At 69.1% G+C, this 19588-nt stretch carries 17 protein-coding genes; 8 read left to right on the top strand and 9 right to left on the bottom strand.

Going from position 1 to position 19588, the window contains the following annotated elements; all coding sequences use genetic code 11:
• Positions 1 to 31 precede the first annotated feature (31 nt).
• The 4 genes from nikE to OCS65_RS08185 are packed head-to-tail and all read right to left on the bottom strand — an operon-like array spanning position 32 to position 5221.
• A complete protein-coding gene (gene nikE, locus OCS65_RS08200) occupies positions 32 to 1792 on the bottom strand; it encodes a nickel ABC transporter ATP-binding protein NikE (protein ID WP_044476453.1) in 1761 nt (586 codons plus the stop codon).
• Positions 1792 to 2682, bottom strand: coding sequence for an ABC transporter permease (locus OCS65_RS08195; protein WP_102799305.1), 891 nt, complete (start codon positions 2680 to 2682; stop codon positions 1792 to 1794). The genes nikE and OCS65_RS08195 overlap by 1 nt, the downstream gene beginning before the upstream one ends.
• Entirely contained in the window at positions 2679 to 3632 is a 954-nt protein-coding gene (locus tag OCS65_RS08190; RefSeq protein ID WP_006945386.1) for an ABC transporter permease, read from the bottom strand. Before OCS65_RS08190 ends, OCS65_RS08195 begins: the two co-directional genes overlap by 4 nt.
• Complete coding sequence (locus OCS65_RS08185; protein WP_161997169.1) at positions 3629 to 5221, bottom strand: ABC transporter substrate-binding protein; 1593 nt, start codon at positions 5219 to 5221, stop codon at positions 3629 to 3631. The genes OCS65_RS08190 and OCS65_RS08185 overlap by 4 nt, the downstream gene beginning before the upstream one ends.
• Positions 5222 to 5541: 320 nt before the next feature.
• Here OCS65_RS08185 and OCS65_RS08180 point away from each other — a divergent pair, with 320 nt between their 5' ends.
• The 5 genes from OCS65_RS08180 to OCS65_RS08160 are packed head-to-tail and all read left to right on the top strand — an operon-like array spanning position 5542 to position 12177.
• A complete protein-coding gene (locus OCS65_RS08180) occupies positions 5542 to 6801 on the top strand; it encodes a GNAT family N-acetyltransferase (protein WP_006945384.1) in 1260 nt (419 codons plus the stop codon).
• A 41-nt stretch (positions 6802 to 6842) separates the two neighbouring features.
• Positions 6843 to 8642 (top strand): ABC transporter substrate-binding protein, encoded by a 1800-nt coding sequence (locus OCS65_RS08175; RefSeq protein ID WP_006945383.1) that lies wholly within the window; start codon positions 6843 to 6845, stop codon positions 8640 to 8642.
• Position 8643: 1 nt separating this feature from the next.
• Positions 8644 to 10239, top strand: coding sequence for a dipeptide ABC transporter ATP-binding protein (locus OCS65_RS08170; protein WP_006945382.1), 1596 nt, complete (start codon positions 8644 to 8646; stop codon positions 10237 to 10239).
• The gene (locus tag OCS65_RS08165) at positions 10232 to 11182 is read left to right on the top strand and encodes an ABC transporter permease (protein ID WP_006945380.1); all 951 of its coding nucleotides are present in this window, start codon (positions 10232 to 10234) and stop codon (positions 11180 to 11182) included. Before OCS65_RS08170 ends, OCS65_RS08165 begins: the two co-directional genes overlap by 8 nt.
• Positions 11183 to 11187: 5 nt before the next feature.
• Positions 11188 to 12177 (top strand): ABC transporter permease, encoded by a 990-nt coding sequence (locus OCS65_RS08160; RefSeq protein ID WP_044476452.1) that lies wholly within the window; start codon positions 11188 to 11190, stop codon positions 12175 to 12177.
• A 12-nt stretch (positions 12178 to 12189) separates the two neighbouring features.
• Here the strand turns inward: OCS65_RS08160 and OCS65_RS08155 are convergent, their stop codons facing one another.
• The 3 genes from OCS65_RS08155 to OCS65_RS08145 form a co-directional block, all read right to left on the bottom strand.
• The gene (locus tag OCS65_RS08155; protein ID WP_006945361.1) at positions 12190 to 13122 is read right to left on the bottom strand and encodes a cation diffusion facilitator family transporter; all 933 of its coding nucleotides are present in this window, start codon (positions 13120 to 13122) and stop codon (positions 12190 to 12192) included.
• Between the two features lie 69 nt (positions 13123 to 13191).
• The gene (locus OCS65_RS08150) at positions 13192 to 14337 is read right to left on the bottom strand and encodes an FUSC family protein (RefSeq protein WP_044476451.1); all 1146 of its coding nucleotides are present in this window, start codon (positions 14335 to 14337) and stop codon (positions 13192 to 13194) included.
• Positions 14324 to 14740 (bottom strand): DUF3151 domain-containing protein, encoded by a 417-nt coding sequence (locus OCS65_RS08145; protein WP_029545418.1) that lies wholly within the window; start codon positions 14738 to 14740, stop codon positions 14324 to 14326. Before OCS65_RS08145 ends, OCS65_RS08150 begins: the two co-directional genes overlap by 14 nt.
• 80 nt (positions 14741 to 14820) lie before the next feature.
• Between OCS65_RS08145 and OCS65_RS08140 the strand changes: the two genes are divergently transcribed.
• A complete protein-coding gene (locus tag OCS65_RS08140; protein WP_185712957.1) occupies positions 14821 to 15807 on the top strand; it encodes an Rv0361 family membrane protein in 987 nt (328 codons plus the stop codon).
• 69 nt (positions 15808 to 15876) lie between these two features.
• Here OCS65_RS08140 and fbaA read toward each other — a convergent pair whose 3' ends face one another.
• On the bottom strand, positions 15877 to 16914 hold the full coding sequence (gene fbaA, locus OCS65_RS08135) for a class II fructose-bisphosphate aldolase (protein ID WP_006945356.1): 1038 nt from the start codon (positions 16912 to 16914) through the stop codon (positions 15877 to 15879).
• Positions 16915 to 17064: 150 nt separating this feature from the next.
• Between fbaA and OCS65_RS08130 the strand changes: the two genes are divergently transcribed.
• Together OCS65_RS08130 and OCS65_RS08125 are read left to right on the top strand one after the other, a co-directional pair.
• On the top strand, positions 17065 to 17838 hold the full coding sequence (locus tag OCS65_RS08130) for a DedA family protein (protein ID WP_006945355.1): 774 nt from the start codon (positions 17065 to 17067) through the stop codon (positions 17836 to 17838).
• Between the two features lie 23 nt (positions 17839 to 17861).
• Positions 17862 to 18527, top strand: coding sequence for a DedA family protein (locus tag OCS65_RS08125; protein WP_006945353.1), 666 nt, complete (start codon positions 17862 to 17864; stop codon positions 18525 to 18527).
• Here OCS65_RS08125 and OCS65_RS08120 read toward each other — a convergent pair.
• On the bottom strand, positions 18524 to 19588 hold the full coding sequence (locus tag OCS65_RS08120; protein ID WP_065922232.1) for a GTP-binding protein: 1065 nt from the start codon (positions 19586 to 19588) through the stop codon (positions 18524 to 18526). The two genes, OCS65_RS08125 and OCS65_RS08120, sit on opposite strands and share 4 nt — an antisense overlap.

The following is a 19588-nucleotide window of genomic DNA, read 5'->3' as shown; positions in this document are numbered from 1 at the left end:
ACCGGCGTCCGGCCCGGTGCATCACGTCCTGTCATGAAATTCGTACCTTTCGTGCGCCGAGATCGGCGTTCAGCAGCTCACGGACGGCCGGCGATCTGTCGGCGTCGTGCAGGTCTTCGGTCGGGAAGGTGTCGACGAGGCGTCCGTGGGACATCACGCCGATGCGGTCACAAGTCCATTCGACGAGCCCCAGACCGTGTCCGATGAAGACACAGGTCAGGTCGAGCCGTTCGCGTAGTTCCAGGATCAGGTCGACGACGCCAGCCTGCGTGGACACGTCCAGGGCGGACGTTGGCTCGTCGAGGATCAGCAGTTCCGGGGCCGGAGCGAGCGCTCGCGCGATGCACACCCGTTGTGCCTGCCCGCCGGACAGGGAATGCGGGTACCGGTCGGCGAACTCGGCGGGCAGTCCGACCAGTTCGAGTGCTTCGACGACGAGGTTCGTTGCTCGGCCCCCGTCGGGAATGCAGCCGAATCGCCGCAACGGCCGGGCGATCTGCTCGCCGACCCGAATGCTCGGATTGAGCGAGCCGAGCGGGTCCTGGAACACATATTGCAGCCGTGGACGGATGTCGCGCAGGGTGTGCCGATCTGCACCCGCGATCCGACGACCCTGGAACTCCACCGAGCCGCCGGTCACGTCGAGCAGGCCGCCCATCAGGCGGGCGAGGGTGGACTTGCCCGAGCCGGAGGAGCCGATGAGACCGTAGATCTCTCCCGACCGGATCTCGAGCGACACGTCCTCGACCGCGACGAACCGGCGGCGGGGGGTACCGGTCCCCCAGCCACCGGCGGTGAACGTCCTCGTGACGTGGTCGAGCTTCAGGACGGCAGGCCCGGAACCGGGATCCGTGCCCTCCACGACAGGTACGGGACCGGAGCCGCCGGGCGAGGTCAACGAGCGTGGTCCGTGCCAGCGGGGCAGGGCACGGCGCTTGCCGAGCCGGGGCACCGCCGCGAGCAGTTCTCGGGTGTAGGGGTCGCGGGGTGACGAGAGCACCGTGTCCCGCGGACCGGACTCCACCACTGCGCCGCCCCGCAGCACCACCACGGTGTCCGCGAGATACTCGACCACGTCGAAGTCGTGCGTGATGAGCAGCAGGGACGCTCCGGTCGTGCGCGCCACATCCCGTAGCAGGTCCAGGACCTGCCGCTGCACGACGGTGTCGAGCGCGGTGGTCGGTTCGTCCGCGATCAGCAGCGCGGGCCCGGCGAGGCCGGCCAGCGCGATCATGACTCGCTGCCGCATGCCGCCGCTGAGCTCGTGCGGATAGGCGTCGAGTACACGGTCCGGGTCGTCGAACCCGACGCGGCGCAGCCACTCCGCGCTCAGCTTCCGCCGCTCCGCTCGCCGCGTGCGCGGTCGATGACGGGCGAGAACCTCGTCGAGCTGACTGCCGACCCGGAAGGACGGGTCCAGCGAGCTCAGCGGATTCTGGAACACCATTCCGATGCCGGACCCGCGGAAGGCGTTGAGGCGCCGCTCGGGCAGGCCGGCGAGGTCCACGGGGGCGTCGGTGCCGCCGCGGAACCGGATCGAGCCTCCGGCAAGGTGTGCCCCCGGTGGAAGGAGACCGAGAAGTGCCGCGGCCGTCAGACTCTTGCCCGAGCCGGATTCGCCGACGAGGGCGAGCACCTGTCCCTCTCTGATGGCGAATGACACGTCGCCGACCGTGGGGGCGTCGGCGGGATCGCCGGGGAAGCGGATGTTCAGGCCCCGGACCTCGAGGACCGCAACGGGCGCGGCGGGCGTCGGCGGTGTGCGCAGGTCGGTTCCGTACAGGCTGGTCATCACCGGGTTCCTCTCCGCACTCGCGGGCTGAACACGTCGTGCAGGCCGTCACCGAGCCAGTTGAAGGCCAGGGCGACCACGAGGACCGTCACGCCGGGGATCAGTGCGACGTACAGGTGCCCCGAGATGATCACCTTCGCTCCGGAGGCAATCATCTGGCCCCAGTCCGGTTCGGGTGGCTGCACGCCGATTCCGACCGCGCTGAGGCTCGCGGAAAACACCACCATCGCGCCCACGAGGCCCGTGGCGTACACGACGATCGGGCCCGCGACGTTCGGCAGGACCTCTCGCAGCATCAGCGACCAACGCCCGGCGCCGAGTGAGATCGCGGCCTCGACGTACTCCTTGCCATGCTGCTGCTTGACCTCCGCGAACACCACACGCGTGACGTAGGGCACGACCGCGAACAGGATCGCGAGCACCACCACGCCCGGACCCGGGCTGAGCAACGCGGCCAGGGCGATCGCGACGAGAATGACGGGGAACGCGAACAACACGTCGACGATCCGCATGATCACCCCCGACGCGCGCGGGCCCGCAAAGCCCGCCGCGAGCGCCGCCGCGGAGCCCACCACCGCCGCCAACACGACCGCCAGCACGGCGAGCACCAGGGACGTGCGACCGCCCCACAGCAGCCGGCTCAGCAGATCCCGTCCGAGTTCGTCGGTGCCCAGCAGGTGGCCGGGGCTTCCCGGCGGCAGGAACTTCGCGGCGGAGTCGGTGAGGACGGGATCGTACGGCGCCAGTATCGGTGCCAGCAGCGAGCACACCACGACGAGTCCGATCAGGATCACCGCGACGATGAACTGGATGCGATGACGTCGGCGACCGACGCGGGCGGGGTCCGGAAGATCGGTGGTGTCTCGCTCCTCGAGCAATGTTGCCATCATGCGCCTTTCAGGCGGGGGTTCAAGCCGTCCACGATCAGGTCCGTGATCAGGTTGACGAGGAGGTAGCACAGTGCGACGAGCACGATCCCGCCCTGGATCACCGGGTAGTCCTTACCGTTGACCGCATTGACCAGCTGCGTACCGATGCCGGGCCAATTGAAGACGATCTCGACGAAGAACACACCGGTGATCAGGGTGCCGATCTCGAGTCCCGTGATATTCACGACGCTCGGCAGAATATTCCGGAAGACGTTCTTCCCATACAGCTTTCGCGTAGGAATGCCTTGGGAAAGAAACGTCCGGAACCAGTCCGACGACCTCTCCCGGATCACCCCGATACGCACGAACCGGGCAAGCACCAGCATCGAGATCAACGCTGCCGACACCGCCGGCAGCACCAGGTGCTGCAGAAGATCGGCGAGTCCTCCGCCACCGCGCGACTCCATTCCACCCACCGGCAGCCAGCGCAGCTGCAGCGCGAACACGCTGATCAGGACGAGACCGAACCAGTACACCGACAGGTTGCTGCCGATCTGCACGAGCAGCATGACCGTGCGGTCGATCCAGGTTCCGTGAAATATGCCCGCGAGCAACCCGATCGAGGTCCCCACCACCACGCAGACGACCGCCCCCGCCGCGGTGAGGATCAGGGTGTTCACGAAATTGGGGACCAGAATGTCGAACACGGGGGTGCCCAGGGTGAGGGACAGCCCGCCGCCGTCGACGAGCAGGTTCTTCAACCACACGAAGTACTGCTCCCACAACGGCCGGTCGAGGCCGTAGGTGGCCCGGATCTCCGCGAGCTGTTCCGCCGGGAATCTCGACGCGAACTGCGCTTCGACGGGGTCTCCGGGCGTCAGCGCGCCCAGCAGGAAGGCGAGCAGCGACACGATCAGCAGAATCGGGACGATGTTGGCGACTCGGAATCCGATCCGTCGGAACCGGCTCATCGGATGTCCGTGAGCCAGACGTTCGACAGGTCGTACCAGTTGGTGGACGCGAACGTGAACCCTTCGACGTTCGGACCCGTCGCGTAGTACCGGTTCAGATTGACGGCCGGGATGACCAGCGCGCGCCGGCGCAGCTCCTCCTCCGCCTTCTGCCACAGGGCGATTCGCCGGTCGGGCTCGGCGGTGTAGAGCGCGGTCTCGATCGCCTGCGTGACCTCCGGGTACTGCTCCGGCTTCAGGCCGCGGTTGACGAGGCCGTTGAAGCCGTTGTACAGCCACTCCGCGTCGGTCTCGCCGAACTCGTCGATGTTCAGTCCGTCGCCCGGTTGCGGATTGTAGACGCGGGCAGAGTAGTTCACTCGGTCCAGGCTCACCACGTCGGCCTCGACACCGATCTCTTTCAGGTGCGCCTGCAGCCACTGGCCGACGTTCTCGTTGGCGACGTCGATGACGAGGTTGAACCGCAGCTGGCCGGGCCCGTAACCGGCTTCGGCGAGGAGCTGCCGAGCCCGATCCGGGTCGTACTCGAAGTCCTTCACGTCGGCGCGGTACGCCTCGTTACCGGGCGGGAGGAAGGAGTACTGAGGCGCGGCATAGCCGTTGTACACCTCGTCCGCGAGCGCCTGACGGTCGAGCCCGTGGACGAGTGCCTGCCGCACGCGGTCGTCGTCGAAAACCGGGTTGCGCCGGTTGAACGAGAAGTAGATCAGTTCCGCCCCAGTGCCTTCCGGTACGTGGAGGCCGGCGTTCTCAAGCGTCTCCACGTCGTCGGGCTGGACATAACTGATGAGGTCGACCTCGCCGCCCAGGAGGGACGCCACCCGGGTCTGGTTGTTCGGGATGATGCGGAAGGTGAGCGAGTCGAGATGCGGTCGCTCGCCCCAGTAGCCGTCGTTGCGCTCGAGGACGATGCGATCGCCGATGGCGCGGGAGACGAAGCGGTACGGCCCGGTGCCTTCCGGATGTTCCGCGAAGCCGTCGTTTCCGTACCGTTCCCAGATCGCCGGGTTGCCGACGGGAAGGGTGTACATCGACTGCGCGAGGATGCGCGGGAAGCCCAGGAAGGGGCGCTCGAATTCGAAGGTGTACGTGTGCTCGCCGGTGGGAGCCGCCTTCAGCAGGCCGCCGAACCACACCTTGACCCGGCCCGCGCTCTCCTCGTCGAAGAACTCGTAGGAGCGGTCCCAGACCCGGCGGACGTTCTTGTGCAACGCCTCGGCGTCGAACGAGGTGCCGTCGTGGAAGGTGACGCCGTCGCGCAACCGGAAGGTCCAGGTTCGTCCGTCCCCGCTGTGCTCCCAGCTCGTGGCGAGCACCGGCACGAGGTCGGGCGTACCCTCGGCCCGGGTGAGATCCTCGCCAACGAGCGGCTCGAAGATGTTGCGGGAGACCCGATACGTCTCCCAGAACACCTGCCGGTGCGGATCCAGGCCCCGCGGTTCGAGATACAGCCCGGTGACGAAATCACCACCATCGCTGGGACTTTCGCTCGAGTCGCCGCCCGCCGCACCACCGGATGCGCAGCCCGCGACGAGCCACACCACAGTCAATCCCGCCGCCACGGCGGCGAGACGGTTCCTTTTGCGCACTGGCACACACTTTCGTTTCAACAAACAAGCAACGACCGGTCCACCGTATCCGGGCAAATCCCCGGTCGGCACCGATTGCACTCACCGTGATTTTTTGTGCGCTCCACCCCGTGTTCGCCGCAGTCGCGAGGGTAAAAATCAGTGACGCACATAAAGGTTGATCGTTCATCGCACACCGGGCACCGTGAATCGAGGTGTGTCGGTGGCGACGACCGTCGTACGGTGTGCGACGGGTGTGACGCATCCGGAGACGCCGACACCCAATCCTGCAGGCGCACCGCTTCCTGGTACGCCTGCCGCCCGTACGACAGGAATACGCCATGCCCCCGCAGCCAACCGATCACTCCGGTCTCAAGGTCGACATTCGAGTCCTGGTCGATGAACAGGATCTGACCGGTGCCTTCGACGTCTTCCGAACCGCCATGGTGGGCCTACCGTCGTTCGATCCGCTGCCGCCCGGCACCGTCGGAAAGATCTTCGAGCCCGGCCGGACCCTCGGTGCTTACGTGGCGGGACAGCTCGTCGGCACCGTGGACTCCGCGGCGAGTTCGTTGACGTTGCCGGGCGGGCGGACGGTCGCCCACGCGGCAGTCACCCACGTCGGCGTGCTCCCCACCCACACCCGACGCGGGATCGTCTCGCGACTACTGCAGCGCCAGCTGGGGGACGCCCGTGCCGGCGGCGAGGTCGTCGCGACGCTCCGCGCGTCCGAGGCGACGATCTACGGCCGGTACGGCTACGGGATCGCCAGCCGGGCGGCCGCCGTCGAGGTGGACACCCGCCGCGGTGCCCTACGCTCCGATGCCCCGGCCGGTGATCGGGTACGTCTCGTCGACCCGGCCGGCGCGTGGGACGTTCTGCCCGGTATCCATGCACGCAACGCGGACCCGCGCCCAGGAGCGATCACCAGACCACCGGTGTGGTGGGCGGCCCAGGAGATGAGGGCGGCCACCGCGCAGGGGCCCGCCTACGTCGCTCTCGCCGGATCCGAGGGCTCCGAGACCGGCTTCGTCCGCTACCACCCGATCGGTACGGAGGCCTGGTTCGGCGGCACCGAGCGCACAGTCGTCGTCGACGACCTTCACGCTCCGTCGCGAGACACGTTCGTCGGCATCGTCCGGTTCCTCTGGAACCTCGATCTCGTCGACCGGATCATCTTCCCGACCCTTCCGGTCGACTCGTCGCTGCCGTGGCTGCTCACCGATCCGAGAGGGGCCCGGACAACCGGGCTCAGGGACGAGACCTGGCTGAGGATTCTCGATGTCGGGACGGCGCTCGGCGCTCGTGCGTATGCCGGCGGCGAGACCCTCGTCATCGGCGTCCACGACCACCTCCTCCCCGCAAACACCGGGACATATCGCGTCTCCGGAGGGGACGTGGAGACAGTCGCGCACCGCATCGAACCGGACGTCGATCTCGAAACCGATGTCGCGACGTTGAGCGGCGCGCTCCTCGGTGGCGTGCGATGGCACCAGCTCGCCGCATCCGGAACAGTCCGGGCCCGTTCCGCCGGCGCGATTGCCTCGGCCGACCGGAGCTTCGGAACCGACCTGGCGGCGTTCGCCGGGACGAATTTCTGAGATCCCCACCGTACTCCCGCCCGCTACACCGAAGGACACCTGTGAGAACACCCCGCCGACCGGCGTCACGCACCCTGCGTGGCGCTGGCATCGCCGTCACCGCGCTCGCTGCAGTGCTTGTCGCTGCCTGCACCGGCACCGCCCCGGCGAACCGCGCCGCCGACGGCGACATCGTCGCCGGCGGAACGCTGCGGATCGCGTCGCTGGCCTCCGACATGGACTCGCTCGATCCCCTGACCGGGTACGACACGAACGCCTGGGCCGTGCAGCGCGCCATCACCCGGCAGCTCGTGACGTTCCCCGGCTCGGCGAACGAACTGAAGGACGACACCGAACTCACCCCCGACCTCGCCGAGTCCTGGGACGTGAGCGAGGACGGCCGGACCTACACCTTCCACCTGCGCGACGGCATCACCTACTCGGGGTCTTCGACCCGCGAGATCGTCGCCGGCGACTTCGTCTACGCGATCGAGAGGTTCTGCGACCCGAACAAGCAGGTGGCGGCCGTCAACTACTTCCACCTGATCTTCGAGGGCTTCACGCAGTTCTGCAGCGAGTTCGCGAAGGAGCCCACCGGGGACCTCGCCGCGTCCAAGCGGTTCATCGACACGCACGACATCTCGGGCGTGCGTGCCCTCGACGACAAGACACTGGTCATCACCGCGCCGGCCAAGTCGTACGATTTCCTCGACATCCTCACCATGAACTTCGTAACTCCGCTACCGCCGGAGGTCGCGTCGAAGTACTTCGGCGACTCGCTCGAGTTCCGGCAGAACTTCCCGTCGTCCGGCCCGTACCGGATCGACACGTACCAGCCGGGCCAGCAGTTGATCCTGAAGAAGGTCGAGGGGTACAACCACGACGCCGATCCGGCCCGCAAAGCCTACGTCGACGAGATCGCGATCGACTTCACGGCCAACAGCGAGGACAGCGTGGTGCAGAAGGTGCAGTCGGGCGAGGCGGACCTCACCCTGTACATGGACGTCCCGCCACGCGCCGTGCTGAACCAGTACGCATCGACGAACAATCCCAACCTGCACACCTCCGACAGCGGCGCGGCCAACTTCATCGTGCTCAACGCCAAGCCCGAGGCGACGTTCCCCGGCGCCACCGCGCTGCGAGACCCACGAGTGCGGCAGGCCCTGGCCTATGCCGTCGACAAGGCGAATCTCGTTCAGGGACAGGGTGGCCCGATCGCCGCGAAGCCGAACGGTCAGATCGTCACCTCCACCCTGCTCGGACACGAGCCGTTCGACCCGTATGCGACGCCGGGGAGCAAGGGTGACCCGGCCAAGGCGCGGCAACTGCTGGCCGAGGCCGGATATCCCGACGGCCTCACCCTCGACGCGGTCTACCGGTCTACCGTGCAGTTCGAGAGCATCGCGGTCACCCTGAAGGAAGACCTGGCAGCGGCCGGCATCACCCTGAACCTCACCGCACTTCCCGGCACCGAGTACTCGGCCTACCTGCAGGACCCCGGCAGCCGCTACGACGTGGCCCTGAGCGGTTCGTTCACCCCAGACTGGCAGGGCCGCTCGACCCGGATGCTGCTCGGCGGCTGGCTGAACTCCGAGGCGTCGCCGTGCGGCAAGGGCAACGTCAACGCCATCTGCTACAGCAACGATCGGCTCAACGAACTCGCCCGGCAGGCCTTCCCGTCCGTCGACCCCGGGCCGATCTGGGCGGAGGCCGATCGGGTCGTCTCCACCGACCTGCCGTGGATTCCGCTGTTCGAAAAGCGCAAGAACCTCATCTCGTCCGATCGCGTGACCAACTGGACGTGGGCGTCGCTCCCGGCCCAGGCGGACTTCACCAACATCGCGATCCGGCCCGGAGCCTGACATGTCCGTGTTGAGCGTCGAGAACCTCACCGTGTCGTTCCGGTCCGGAACCGCGGTGCGGAACGTGTCGTTCGCGGTCGAGGCGGGCCGGACGCTCGGGATCGTGGGTGAGTCCGGATCGGGCAAGAGCGTGTCACTGCTCGCAGCCACCGGGCTGCTCGGGTCCGGTGCCGTGGTGCAGGGCCGCGCCCTGCACCACGGCACTGATCTGGTGACCGCGACGCCGAAGCAGTTGCGCGCGCTCCGTGGCCGCGACATCGGGTTCGTATTCCAGGATCCGCTGAGCAACCTGCATCCACTCATGCCGGTCGGCCGACAGATCGGCGAGGCCATCACCGCGCACAGGCGCGTCGACCGCGCGACGCTGCGACGCCGCGTCGTCGAACTCCTCGACGAGGTGGGCATCGCCCGCGCGCGGGACCGGATCGACGACTACCCCGTGCACTTCTCCGGCGGCATGCGCCAACGGGTGATGATTGCGATCGCGATCGCGAACGATCCGCAGCTCGTCATCGCCGACGAACCGACCACAGCCCTGGACGCGACGGTACAGTCCGCGATTCTTGGTCTGCTGCAACGCCTTCGGCAGGACCATCACATGGCGCTCGTGCTGGTCAGTCACGACCTCGCCCTGGTGTCGGACGTCGCGGACGACGTGGTGGTCATGCACCGCGGGCAGGTCGTCGAAGCCGGCCCGGCGGATCGGGTGTACACCGCACCCGCGCACCGCTACACCGAGGCCCTGCTCGCGGCCCGGCACCGGCCGGTGGCCCCACCCGTCGGTGCGCGGCCGCACCGCGCCGAACTACTGCGGGCCGAGAATGTCTCGAAGAGTTTCCGCACCGGAGGCCGCAGACGCCATCAGGTGCTCGCCGACGTCGACCTGTGCATCGGTGAAGGCGAAATCGTGGGCCTGGTAGGCGAATCCGGTTCCGGCAAGTCCACGCTCAGCCGCATCGTCGCGGGGCTCGAGACCGCCGACTCGGGCATCCTGCATTTTCGCGGCTCTCCGTATGTGCGTCCGGGACGGCAGCGCGTCGCGGTGGAGCCGCACGTGCGTCGGTCGATCCAGATGGTGTTCCAGGATCCGTACGGCAGCCTGAACCCGCGGCGCAGCATCAGCGAGATCCTCACCGCACCGTTCGAGCTGGCGGGGGAGTTCACCCCGGTCGAGATCCGGCGAAGAATCGGCGAATTACTCGCGCGCGTGGGCCTTCCCGGCGGATTCACAGCCCGATATCCGGCACAGCTGTCCGGTGGTCAGCGCCAGCGTGTCGCGCTCGCCCGGGCTCTCGCGCTGGATCCGGCCCTGATCGTCGCCGACGAACCGGTCTCGGCGCTGGATATGTCGACCGCTCGGCAGATCGTCGACCTGCTCCGCGCCTTGCGCGACGAGCAGGGAACCTCACTGCTGTTCGTCTCGCACGACCTCGGCGTCGTGTCCGCGCTGTGCGATCGGGTCGCTGTCCTGCGCGACGGCATGATCGTCGAGCAGGGGTACACCGACGAGATCTTCGCCGCGCCCCGGCACGAGTACACCCGCACCCTGTTGAGTGCCGTCCCCGGCCACGCTCGAAGGGACACCGTCGATGCCTGAACCGTGGACGAAGCTCGTCGGCCTCGGCGCCGTGGACGCCGAAGCCCCACCGGTGTCCCGCGGCGAGGCGATCCGCGCACTGATGCAGGACCACTCCGCTCGGTTCGGAGCATGGACGGTGCTGCTGGTGATCGTGGCCGCTGCGGCGGCACCGCTCGTCGCTGCGGTCGTGGGGCATGGACCCACGGAACAGTTCCGGCAGGAGGCCCTGGACGCATCCGGCATACCGGTCGGACCGTCCTTCGGGTTCTGGCTCGGTGCCGACGGGGAAGGGCGCGACGTGCTGGTGCGCACGCTGTACGGCGCGCAGATCTCGTTGCTCGTAGGGATTCCCGCCACCACGTTGGCGATGGTGATCGGGACGGTCGTCGGTCTCACGTCGGGGTTCATGGGAGGCGCCTTCGATCGGGTGACAGGTCAGGTCATCGACGTGGTGTTGTCGTTTCCGTTCGTCGTGACCGCGCTGAGCCTGCTGGCACTCAACCGAGGCGGGGACGGCAGACCGGTCATCAGCCCGGTCCTGGTGGTGATCGCGATCATCTCCGCGTTCTCGTGGACGTTCTTCGCGCGCCTGAGCCGGGGCATGGCGGTGGCGCTGCGGTCGCAGCCGTTCGTCGACGCAGCGGTGACCCTCGCGGCGGGCCGGCGGTACATCCTGTTCCGGGAGATCCTCCCGAACGTCGTGCCGGTGATCGCGGTGTACTGGGCCGTGCAGTTGCCCACCAACATCGTCGCCGAGGCCACGCTGTCGTTCCTCGGGGTCGGTATCCAAGCCCCGACGCCGAGTCTGGGAAACATGATCGCCGACGCCCAACGCACCTCGATCTATCAGGTACAGCCCTGGTATCTCCTCGGTCCCGCCGTGGCCCTGTTCGTCGTCGTGCTCGGCTTCAACACGTTCAGCAGCGGCCTGCGCAACGTCCTCGACCCCGGAAAGCGGTGAGATCGATGTTCCGGCAATTTCTCGCTCTCGTCACCCGATCGGCGACCACGCTCCTGCTCGTGCTGCTCGCCGCCTTCGCGATCACACGCGTCGCCTATCGGGATCCCGCGACGATGCTCGCGCCGCGCAACGCCACTCAGGAGAGCATCGACGCGGTGGCCCGCGCCTTGCGCCTGCACGAACCGTGGTACGTGCAGTTGAAGAACTACCTGCTCCGCGGCCCGGACATCCAGGGCGCGCCGATGGGACTCGCCCATTGGCCACCCGCCCTCGGGTACTCGTTCCGGCAGCAGACACCGGTGACGGACCTGATCCTGTCGAAGGTGCCGGTGACCGTCTCCCTGGCCTTGGGCGCCCTGGTGATCTGGATGACGCTCTCGATCGTGCTGGGCGTCGAAGCCGCCCGCCGGCCGGGCTCGGCAGTCGATCACGGCCTGTCTGCCCTGTCCTACGTCGCATTGTCGCTGCCGACGTTTCTCACCGGCATGTTGCTGTCGTATTTTCTGTTCTTCACGCTGTCGACCCACGGGCTGTATCTCTTTCCCAGCAGCGGGTACGTGCCGTTCGCGGAGAACCCGTTCGAGTGGGCACGGCACCTGCTGCTGCCCTGGCTGACACTGACCATCGCGGAGATCGGCATCTTCCAGCGGGTGGTGCGTGGGTCGATGCTCGAAGTCCTCGACGCCGACTACATCCGGACTGCGCGGGCGAAAGGACTGTCGGAGAACGCCGTCCACTACCGGCACGGGTTGGATGCGGCGTTGAACCCGGTGATCACCCTGGGCGGTCTCGAGCTTGCGGCGATCATGGGTGGGGCGATCGTGACCGAGACGATCTTCGGCCTGGACGGCGTGGGCCGACTGGCGATCACGGCGGCGCTCGAGGGGGATTTCCCCGTGGTGATCGGCACCACCGTGTTCGCCGCAGCCGTGTTCGTCCTGTGTTCGCTGGTGGTCGACGGCGTCACCCGCCTACGGGAGCCCTCCCTGGCGTGAGCAGCCTCGGCCCTACCAGGTGACGTTCTCCTCGCAGCGCCGCCCGTTGACGGTCGTCTCCACCTGGACGGTGGCGTGCTCGAGCCCGTGGGAGGTGAGGACGGCGCGGGCCGACTCGAGCACCCACTGCCCGTCGTGGTCGCTGATCAGGTGCACGGTGGCGACGTCCATGCCGGTGGTAAGGGTCCACACGTGCAGGTCGTGGACGCCGGTGACGCCGGGCAGGGCGGACAGGTCGGCGCGCACCCCCTCGACGTCGAGGTGGGCGGGCGAAGCCTGGGTGAGGATGCGCAGCGACGCCGCGGCCAGGCGCACCGCCCGCGGCACCACCCACAGGGAGATGAGGACGCCGACGACGACGTCGGCGAGGCTCCAGTCGAACAGCAGCACGAGGGCACCGGCGACGAGCACCCCGACGCTGCCGACCGCGTCGGCGAGCACCTCGAGGTAGGCGCCGCGCACGGCGAGGCTGTCCTTGGCGTCGGCCCGCAGGAGCAGCATGACGACGAGGTTGGCGGCCAGGCCGGCCGCCGCGGTGACCACCAGCGCCGTCCCGGGGATCTCCGGGGCGTCACCGATGCGGCGGATCGCCTCGTAGAACACCCACACCGCCACCGCTAGCAGCAGCGCGGCGTTCGCCATGGCGGCGAGTACCTCGGCGCGGTGCCACCCGAAGGTGCGCGCGGCCGCCGTGCTGCCCCGCCGGGCCAGGATCAACGCGACCATGCCCATGGACATGCCCACCACGTCGGTGAGCATGTGGCCGGCGTCGGCGAGCAGGGCCAGCGAGTCGATCCACAGGGCGACGCCCGTCTCGAGGATCAGGAACGCGACCAGGACGACGAGGGCGATCGCCATCCGCCACAGCCGTCCCTTCGACGGGCCGGCCCCGCCGGGAGTGCTCGTCCCGGAATGGCCGTGCGAGTGGCCGTGTCCGACGCCCATGGTCCTCCCTCCGAAGTTTCGGCAATCATATGCAGACATACGCATATGTTCAACGGAGAGGGGAGCCGCTCAGGACTCGGGGGGATACGCCGGATGCTCCACCGTCGGGGGCAGCGTGGCGATCGCCGAGACCCGCTCGAGGCCGGCCACCTGCAGCAGGTCCACGATCAGCGAACGAATCTGCGCGAACACCACCGTCGAGGACAGGCCCGCCCCCGCCACGAGGTCCGGCTTCATCTCCCGGGCCACGCTGCGCAGCACCCGGGCCGCCTCCGCCTGATCGGGCTGCTCCCCCGGCTCGGCGAGGACCATCAGCCGCAGCACGTCCACCGCCCCGGCCAGGTCCTCGATGCGCCGCACCAGCCGCGGGTCGAGGATCTCGTCGTCGCGCACGAGCGAGAGCGACCGGCGCGCCAGCACCCGCGTGTTGCGCATGGCGTTGTCGATCGGGTCCGCCGCGGCCATGAGGCGCTCGAGCCGGGGCCGGCTGTTCCAGTACAGCGGCGAGATGCGGCTCACCTCCTTGCCGCCGGAGATGTTGGCGCGCATCGCGTCGATCGCCGACTGCGTGGCCCGGGCCTCCCTGAGGGCCGCCTCGATGGGTTTCGGGTTGTTCTCGACCAGGCCGGCCTCGACCTTGCGCAGCACGTCCGCCGTGGTGGACAGCACGTTCGCCGCCTCCCGCCGCGCCCGGCGCACCGGGTGGGTGGGGATGACGGCGACGACGGCGATGCCGACCAGCCCGCCGATGAGGGCGTCGACCATTCGGTCGATACCCCCGGACCCGCCGGGCGGGATCAGGGTCGCCACCAGCACCGCCGAGTTCCCGGCCTGCATGGAGAAGATCGGGCCGCTGTTGAGCGCGACCGCCGTGCCCATCGCCATCGCGACGACGAGCGCGATCTGCCACGGGCCGCTACCGATGAACGAGATGATCAGGTCGCCGACACCGATGCCCACGGTGACACCGCAGACGAGTTCGACCGACCGTCGCATCCGCGCACCCAGTGACAGCCCGAGCGACACCACCGCCGCGATGGGCGCGAAGAACGGCTGCTCGTGCCCGACCGGCCCCGTGGCGACCCACCAGGCGATGCCCGCTGCCAGCGCGCACTGCAGGATCGGCAGCGCCGAGGAACGCAGGCGGAGCCCCGACGTGCGCAGCCGCCGGCGCGTGCCCACCCTGGTGGGTAACCGGGGACTAATCGACGCCAAGTGCTTCGGCGGCGCGCGGGTCGCAGTCCTCGAGCAGGTCGAGGCAGCGGGCATGCTCGTCGGCCTCGCCGATCTCCTTCGCCGCACGGGCCAGCGTCGCGACGCACCGCAGGAAGCCCCGGTTCGGTTCGTGGTCGAACGGCACGGGACCGAAGCCCTTCCAGCCGTTGCGGCGCAACTGGTCGAGACCGCGGTGGTAGCCGGTGCGGGCGTAGGCGTAGGCCGCGATCGTCTCGCCGCGCCCAAGGGCGGCTTCGGCCAGGTATGCCCAGGCGATCGACGCGGTCGGGTGATCGGCGGCCACCTTCGCCGGGTCCTCGTGGTTCAGCAGCGCCGACTCCGCCTCGTCGTCGCCGGGCAGCAGGGTGGGTTGGGGTCCGAGAAGGTCACCGAAAGACGTCATGGCCACCATTGTGCCCACCGCCCGAAGACGGTCGATAGGCTGCCCGGGAGAACAGCCGTCCGTCCAGCAAGGGGGATCGCGTGCCGGATCCGAAGAACGAAGACACCACCACGTCCCCCCGTCCGGCGACGGACACCCCCGGGTCCTCCGCGGAGCACGACGACGCCGAGGACCCGGCGCCGCGCGCGGGCTCGGAGCGCGACACCCCCGGCGACGACGCGCCGGCCCCGGCCGGTGCCGCGGATCCCGCCGCCGCCCCGGACACGCCGGCCGCACAGCCCGGGCCGGCCGCGGCGAGCGAGGCGGCGACCGTGGCCATCCCGGCCACGCGCCGCGCCGAGCCCGCGCCCTCCCCCGCCGACGCACCCACCGCACGCATCCCCGTCACCACGCACACCCCCAAGCAGGCGCCGCAGCGGATCGAGCCCGATCGGGCGGCCGGACGCGCGGAGCCGCAGCGGGTCGCCCCCCAGCGCGCCGAACCGCCGCGCGTCCAGCCGACGCGGGTCCCGCCGCCCCGGCCGGAGGCGCGGCGTGTCGAACCCCAGCGCATCGAACCCCAGCGCATCGAACCCCAGCGCGTCCAGCCGGTCCCGGGGCCGCAGCGCATCGACCCGGTCGCACCCGCCCGGCGCGGCCGCCGGGGCTGGGCGATCGCGGCCCTCGTCGCGGGCCTGCTCGTCGTCGCCGCGGTGGCGGCCGCGGCCGTGAAGGTCTACCTGGACGACCGGGCGGCGAACTCGCCGGAGGCTCGGATCCGGACCACCGTCGAGACCTTCGTCCGGGCGCTCGCCGCCGGCGACCTGACGACGCTGCGCACCACGACGTGCGGCGGCCTGCAGGAGTTCTACGCCTCGGTGCCGCCCGAGCAGTTCGCCGACATCCACCGCACCGCCGTCGACCAGGGCACCGTGCCCGTCGTCACGGGCATCGACAAGGTGCAGATCACCGACGGCCAGGCCATCGCGCAGGTGACGGCGCACCCGGCCGGCACCCCGACCGACGTCACCCAGCGCACCTTCGACCTGGCCCAGGAGGGCGAGGACTGGAAGGTCTGCGGGGAGTGAAACGACGCGAGCGGTGACGCGGGCCGGGCCCGCGTCACCGCTCGTGTGGGATGACCGCGCAGGGACGGATCAGCCGGCGGACACCGAGCGGCCCGCGGACTTGAGGTCGTTGCAGGCCTCGACGACCCGAGCGGTCATCGACGCCTCGGCCTTCTTCAGGTAGCTGCGCGGGTCGTAGGTCTTCTTGTTGCCGACCTCGCCGTCGATCTTCAGCACACCGTCGTAGTTGGCGAACATGTGGCCGGCGATCGGGCGGGTGAACGCGTACTGGGTGTCGGTGTCGACGTTCATCTTCACCACGCCGTAGCTCAGCGCCTCGTCGATCTCCGACTTCAGCGAGCCGGAACCGCCGTGGAAGACCAGGTCGAACGGCTTCGAGCCGGCGGGCAGGCCCAGCTTCTTCGAAGCGGCGGCCTGGCCGTCGGCCAGCACGGACGGCTCGAGCTTGACGTTGCCCGGCTTGTAGACGCCGTGGACGTTGCCGAACGTCGCGGCGAGCAGGTACTTGCCCTTCTCACCGGCGCCGAGCGCGTCGACCGTCTTCTCGAAGTCCTCGATCGAGGTGTAGAGCTTCTCGTTGATGGCGTTCTCGACGCCGTCCTCTTCACCGCCGACGACGCCGATCTCGACCTCGAGGATGATGTTCGCGTCCTTCGACAGGGCCAGCAGCTCCTGGGCGATCTGCAGGTTCTCGTCGATCGGGATGGCCGAGCCGTCCCACATGTGCGACTGGAACAGCGGGTTCTCGCCGTTCTTCACCCGCTCCTGCGAGATGGCGAGCAGCGGGCGCACGAAGCCGTCCAGCTTGTCCTTCGGGCAGTGGTCGGTGTGCAGCGCGATGGTGACGTCGTACTTCGCGGCGATGACGTGCGCGAACTCGGCGAGCGCGACGGCGCCGGTCACCATGTCCTTGACACCGAGGCCGGAGCCGAACTCGGCGCCACCCGTCGAGAACTGGATGATGCCGTCGCTGCCGGCGTCCGCGAAGCCCTTGATGGCGGCGTTGATGGTTTCGGACGAGGTGCAGTTGATGGCCGGGAACGCGAAGGAGTGATCCTTGGCGCGGGCGATCATCTCGGCGTAGACCTCGGGAGTCGCGATTGGCACGGCGGCTGTCCTCCAGATGAGAGTCGATGGGTGCCTCCCCGGGGGTGCGGGAGGCGCCAGGGTTGTCCCTGCAGTATGTCAACTGCCGGCGCGGGGACACAGTCGGGTGCCCGCCGTGATTCGGGCCACCGGCCTCCCACCGGTACTCTGGTGGCCGTGAGTGTGCTCGGAGGCCTGGAGTCCGTGACCGTCGTCCCGGAGAGCGTGACGAATCTGGCGTTGCTGCCGGGATTCCTGGACCCGGTGAACCTGCTCAACTCCTTCGGCACCTGGGTGCTCATCGGCCTGCTGCTCGTGGTGTTCATCGAGTCGGGTCTGCTGTTCCCCCTGCTGCCGGGCGACTCGCTGCTCTTCACGGCGGGCCTGATCGCCGCCTCGAAGTCCGAGGAGATCCCGCCGTTCGCGCCGCTGTGGGTGCTGATGGTGACGATCCCGATCGCGGCGATCCTGGGCGACCAGGTGGGCTACTGGATCGGCGCCAAGGGCGGCACCCGCCTGTTCAAGAGCTACGACGCGAAGATCCTCAACAAGCAGTACATCGACCAGTCCGAGGACTTCTTCCAGCGGCACGGTCCGATCACGATCGTCCTCGCCCGGTTCGTGCCCATCGTGCGCACCTTCGCGCCGGTCGTCGCGGGCGCCTCCCGCATGCGGTATCCGGTGTTCCTCACCTACAACATCGTCGGTGGTGTGCTGTGGGGCGCCGGCGTGACGCTGCTGGGCTACCTGCTCGGTCAGATCGCCTTCATCCGCGACAACATCGACATCATCTTCCTGCTCATCGTGTTCGTCTCCGTCGTCCCGATCCTGCTCGAGATCGGCAAGCACCTGATCGCCAAGCGCAGGGCCGCGGCCGTCACGGAGGCCGAGGCCACGGCCGACACGGTGCCGGTGCCGACGACCCGTCGCGACACCACGCCCTGAGCACGCGCGCGAACGCGTCCTCCATGATTCTCGCCGCGGAAACCTTCGGTCCTCTCGAAACCGCCGGGCCCGCCCTGGTGTGGCTCGTCGTCGTGACGTTCGTGTTCGTCGAGTGCGCGATCATCCTCGGACTGTTCCTGCCCGGGGACTCCATGCTGCTGACCGCCGGCGTCGTGCTGGCCGCCCACCATTCCGGTGCGGCGCAGGTGTGGGCCCTGGCGGTCGGCGCGATGGTGGCCGCGATCGCCGGGAACCAGGTGGGGTACGTGATCGGCCACCGTCGCGGCCACCACCTCATCGCCCGCCGCAACGGCCGATACCTCAACGCGGCCAACCTGCGGAAGGTCAATGTTCTGCTCGACCGGTACGGGTTCTGGGCGGTGCTGATCGCCCGCTGGATCCCGTGGGTGCGCACGCTGTCGCCGCTGGTGGCCGGGGCCGCCCGGATGAACCACACCCGGTACACGATCGCGTCCACGATCGGCGCGATCCTGTGGGCGCCCGTCCTGCTGCTCGTCGGGTTCTACTTCGGCGAATACCTCGAGCGGGTCTCGTGGCTGCTGCCGACGGTCCTCGCCGTGATGGCCGCCGTCCTCGTGGTGGGCACCGTGCTCGGCGTCCGGCAGTACCGGATCGAGATGGCGCGGCCCGCGGTGGACGTGGAGATCGCGGACGTCGACCCCGACTAGGAGTGCCCGGCCGCGAGAGCCGGATCCAGGAGGCGGCGCGGGGTGTCCGGGTCCAGGCGCACCCCGATGAAGACGATCTCCTGGCCCGGCGTCTCGCCGGTCAGAGACCACGGCTGCGCCGGTTCGAGCATCAGGTTGGGGCCGGCCTGCGACCAGATCGCCGCGGTGTCCGGGTCGTCGGCGAACCAGCAGAAGCCCTTGCTGCGCAGCACCCCGTGCAGGTTCTCCACCGCCGCCTCGAGCCGGGCCCGGTCGAAGGGGCGGTCGGCGCGGTAGACGACGCTGCGGATGCCGTACTCCTCGGTCTCCGGGGTGTGACCGCCGGCGAGCTCCTCGGCCCAGCCCGGGGCGAGCGCGGCCGCCTCCGGGTCGTAGCGGCCGGTGCCGAGGACCTCGTCGATCGGGACGGCGCCGTGGACGGTGCGCAGCAGCCGCGCCGTCGGGTTGAGCCGGCGCAGCGTGGCCTCGACGGCCCCGGCGACGGCGTCGCTCACCAGATCGGTCTTGTTGACCAGCAGCACGTCGGCGAACTCGACCTGCTCGACGAGCAGGTCGGAGATGCTGCGCTCGTCGCCTGCGCCGGCCTCGAGCGCGCGGTCGTCGAGGCGGTCGCCGCGCGCGAGCTCGGCGAGGAATGTGGCGGCGTCGACGACGGTGACCATCGTGTCGAGGCGCGCGAGCCGGCTGAGGCGGAAGCCGTCGTCGAACTCCCAGTCGAACGTCGCGGCGACGGGCATCGGCTCGGAGATGCCGGTCGACTCGATCACGAGATGGTCGAACCGGTTCTCCCGGGCGAGCCGCGCGACCGTCTCGATCAGGTCCTCGCGCAGCGTGCAGCAGATGCAGCCGTTGGTGAGCTCGACGAGCTTCTCGGTGGTGCGGTCGAGGCTGCCCTGGCCGGCGACGAGCGCGGCGTCGATGTTGATCTCGCTCATGTCGTTGACGACGACCGCGACGCGCGCACCGTCGCGGTTGGCGAGGATGTGGTTGAGCAGTGTGGTCTTGCCCGCGCCGAGGAAGCCGGAGAGCACGGTGACGGGCAGGGGCGTCGCGACGGTCAT

It is taken from the genome of Rhodococcus aetherivorans, assembly GCF_025722975.1.
Taxonomy (GTDB): Bacteria; Actinomycetota; Actinomycetes; order Mycobacteriales; family Mycobacteriaceae; genus Rhodococcus; species Rhodococcus aetherivorans.
Note: the sequence above shows the minus strand (reverse complement) of the source record. Positions and strands in the feature narration are given on the sequence as shown.

What these genes read in the sequence shown, in the direction of transcription:
- OCS65_RS08120 (WP_065922232.1), bottom strand. Translation starts at nt 19,588, where the DNA reads ATGACCGTCGCGACGCCCCTGCCCGTCACCGTGCTCTCCGGCTTCCTC.
- OCS65_RS08190 (WP_006945386.1), bottom strand. Translation starts at nt 3,632, where the DNA reads ATGAGCCGGTTCCGACGGATCGGATTCCGAGTCGCCAACATCGTCCCG.
- OCS65_RS08155 (WP_006945361.1), bottom strand. Translation starts at nt 13,122, where the DNA reads ATGGGCGTCGGACACGGCCACTCGCACGGCCATTCCGGGACGAGCACT.
- OCS65_RS08195 (WP_102799305.1), bottom strand. Translation starts at nt 2,682, where the DNA reads ATGATGGCAACATTGCTCGAGGAGCGAGACACCACCGATCTTCCGGAC.
- OCS65_RS08165 (WP_006945380.1), top strand. Translation starts at nt 10,232, where the DNA reads ATGCCTGAACCGTGGACGAAGCTCGTCGGCCTCGGCGCCGTGGACGCC.
- OCS65_RS08145 (WP_029545418.1), bottom strand. Translation starts at nt 14,740, where the DNA reads ATGACGTCTTTCGGTGACCTTCTCGGACCCCAACCCACCCTGCTGCCC.
- OCS65_RS08170 (WP_006945382.1), top strand. Translation starts at nt 8,644, where the DNA reads ATGTCCGTGTTGAGCGTCGAGAACCTCACCGTGTCGTTCCGGTCCGGA.
- OCS65_RS08160 (WP_044476452.1), top strand. Translation starts at nt 11,188, where the DNA reads ATGTTCCGGCAATTTCTCGCTCTCGTCACCCGATCGGCGACCACGCTC.
- OCS65_RS08125 (WP_006945353.1), top strand. Translation starts at nt 17,862, where the DNA reads ATGATTCTCGCCGCGGAAACCTTCGGTCCTCTCGAAACCGCCGGGCCC.
- OCS65_RS08180 (WP_006945384.1), top strand. Translation starts at nt 5,542, where the DNA reads ATGCCCCCGCAGCCAACCGATCACTCCGGTCTCAAGGTCGACATTCGA.
- nikE (WP_044476453.1), bottom strand. Translation starts at nt 1,792, where the DNA reads ATGACCAGCCTGTACGGAACCGACCTGCGCACACCGCCGACGCCCGCC.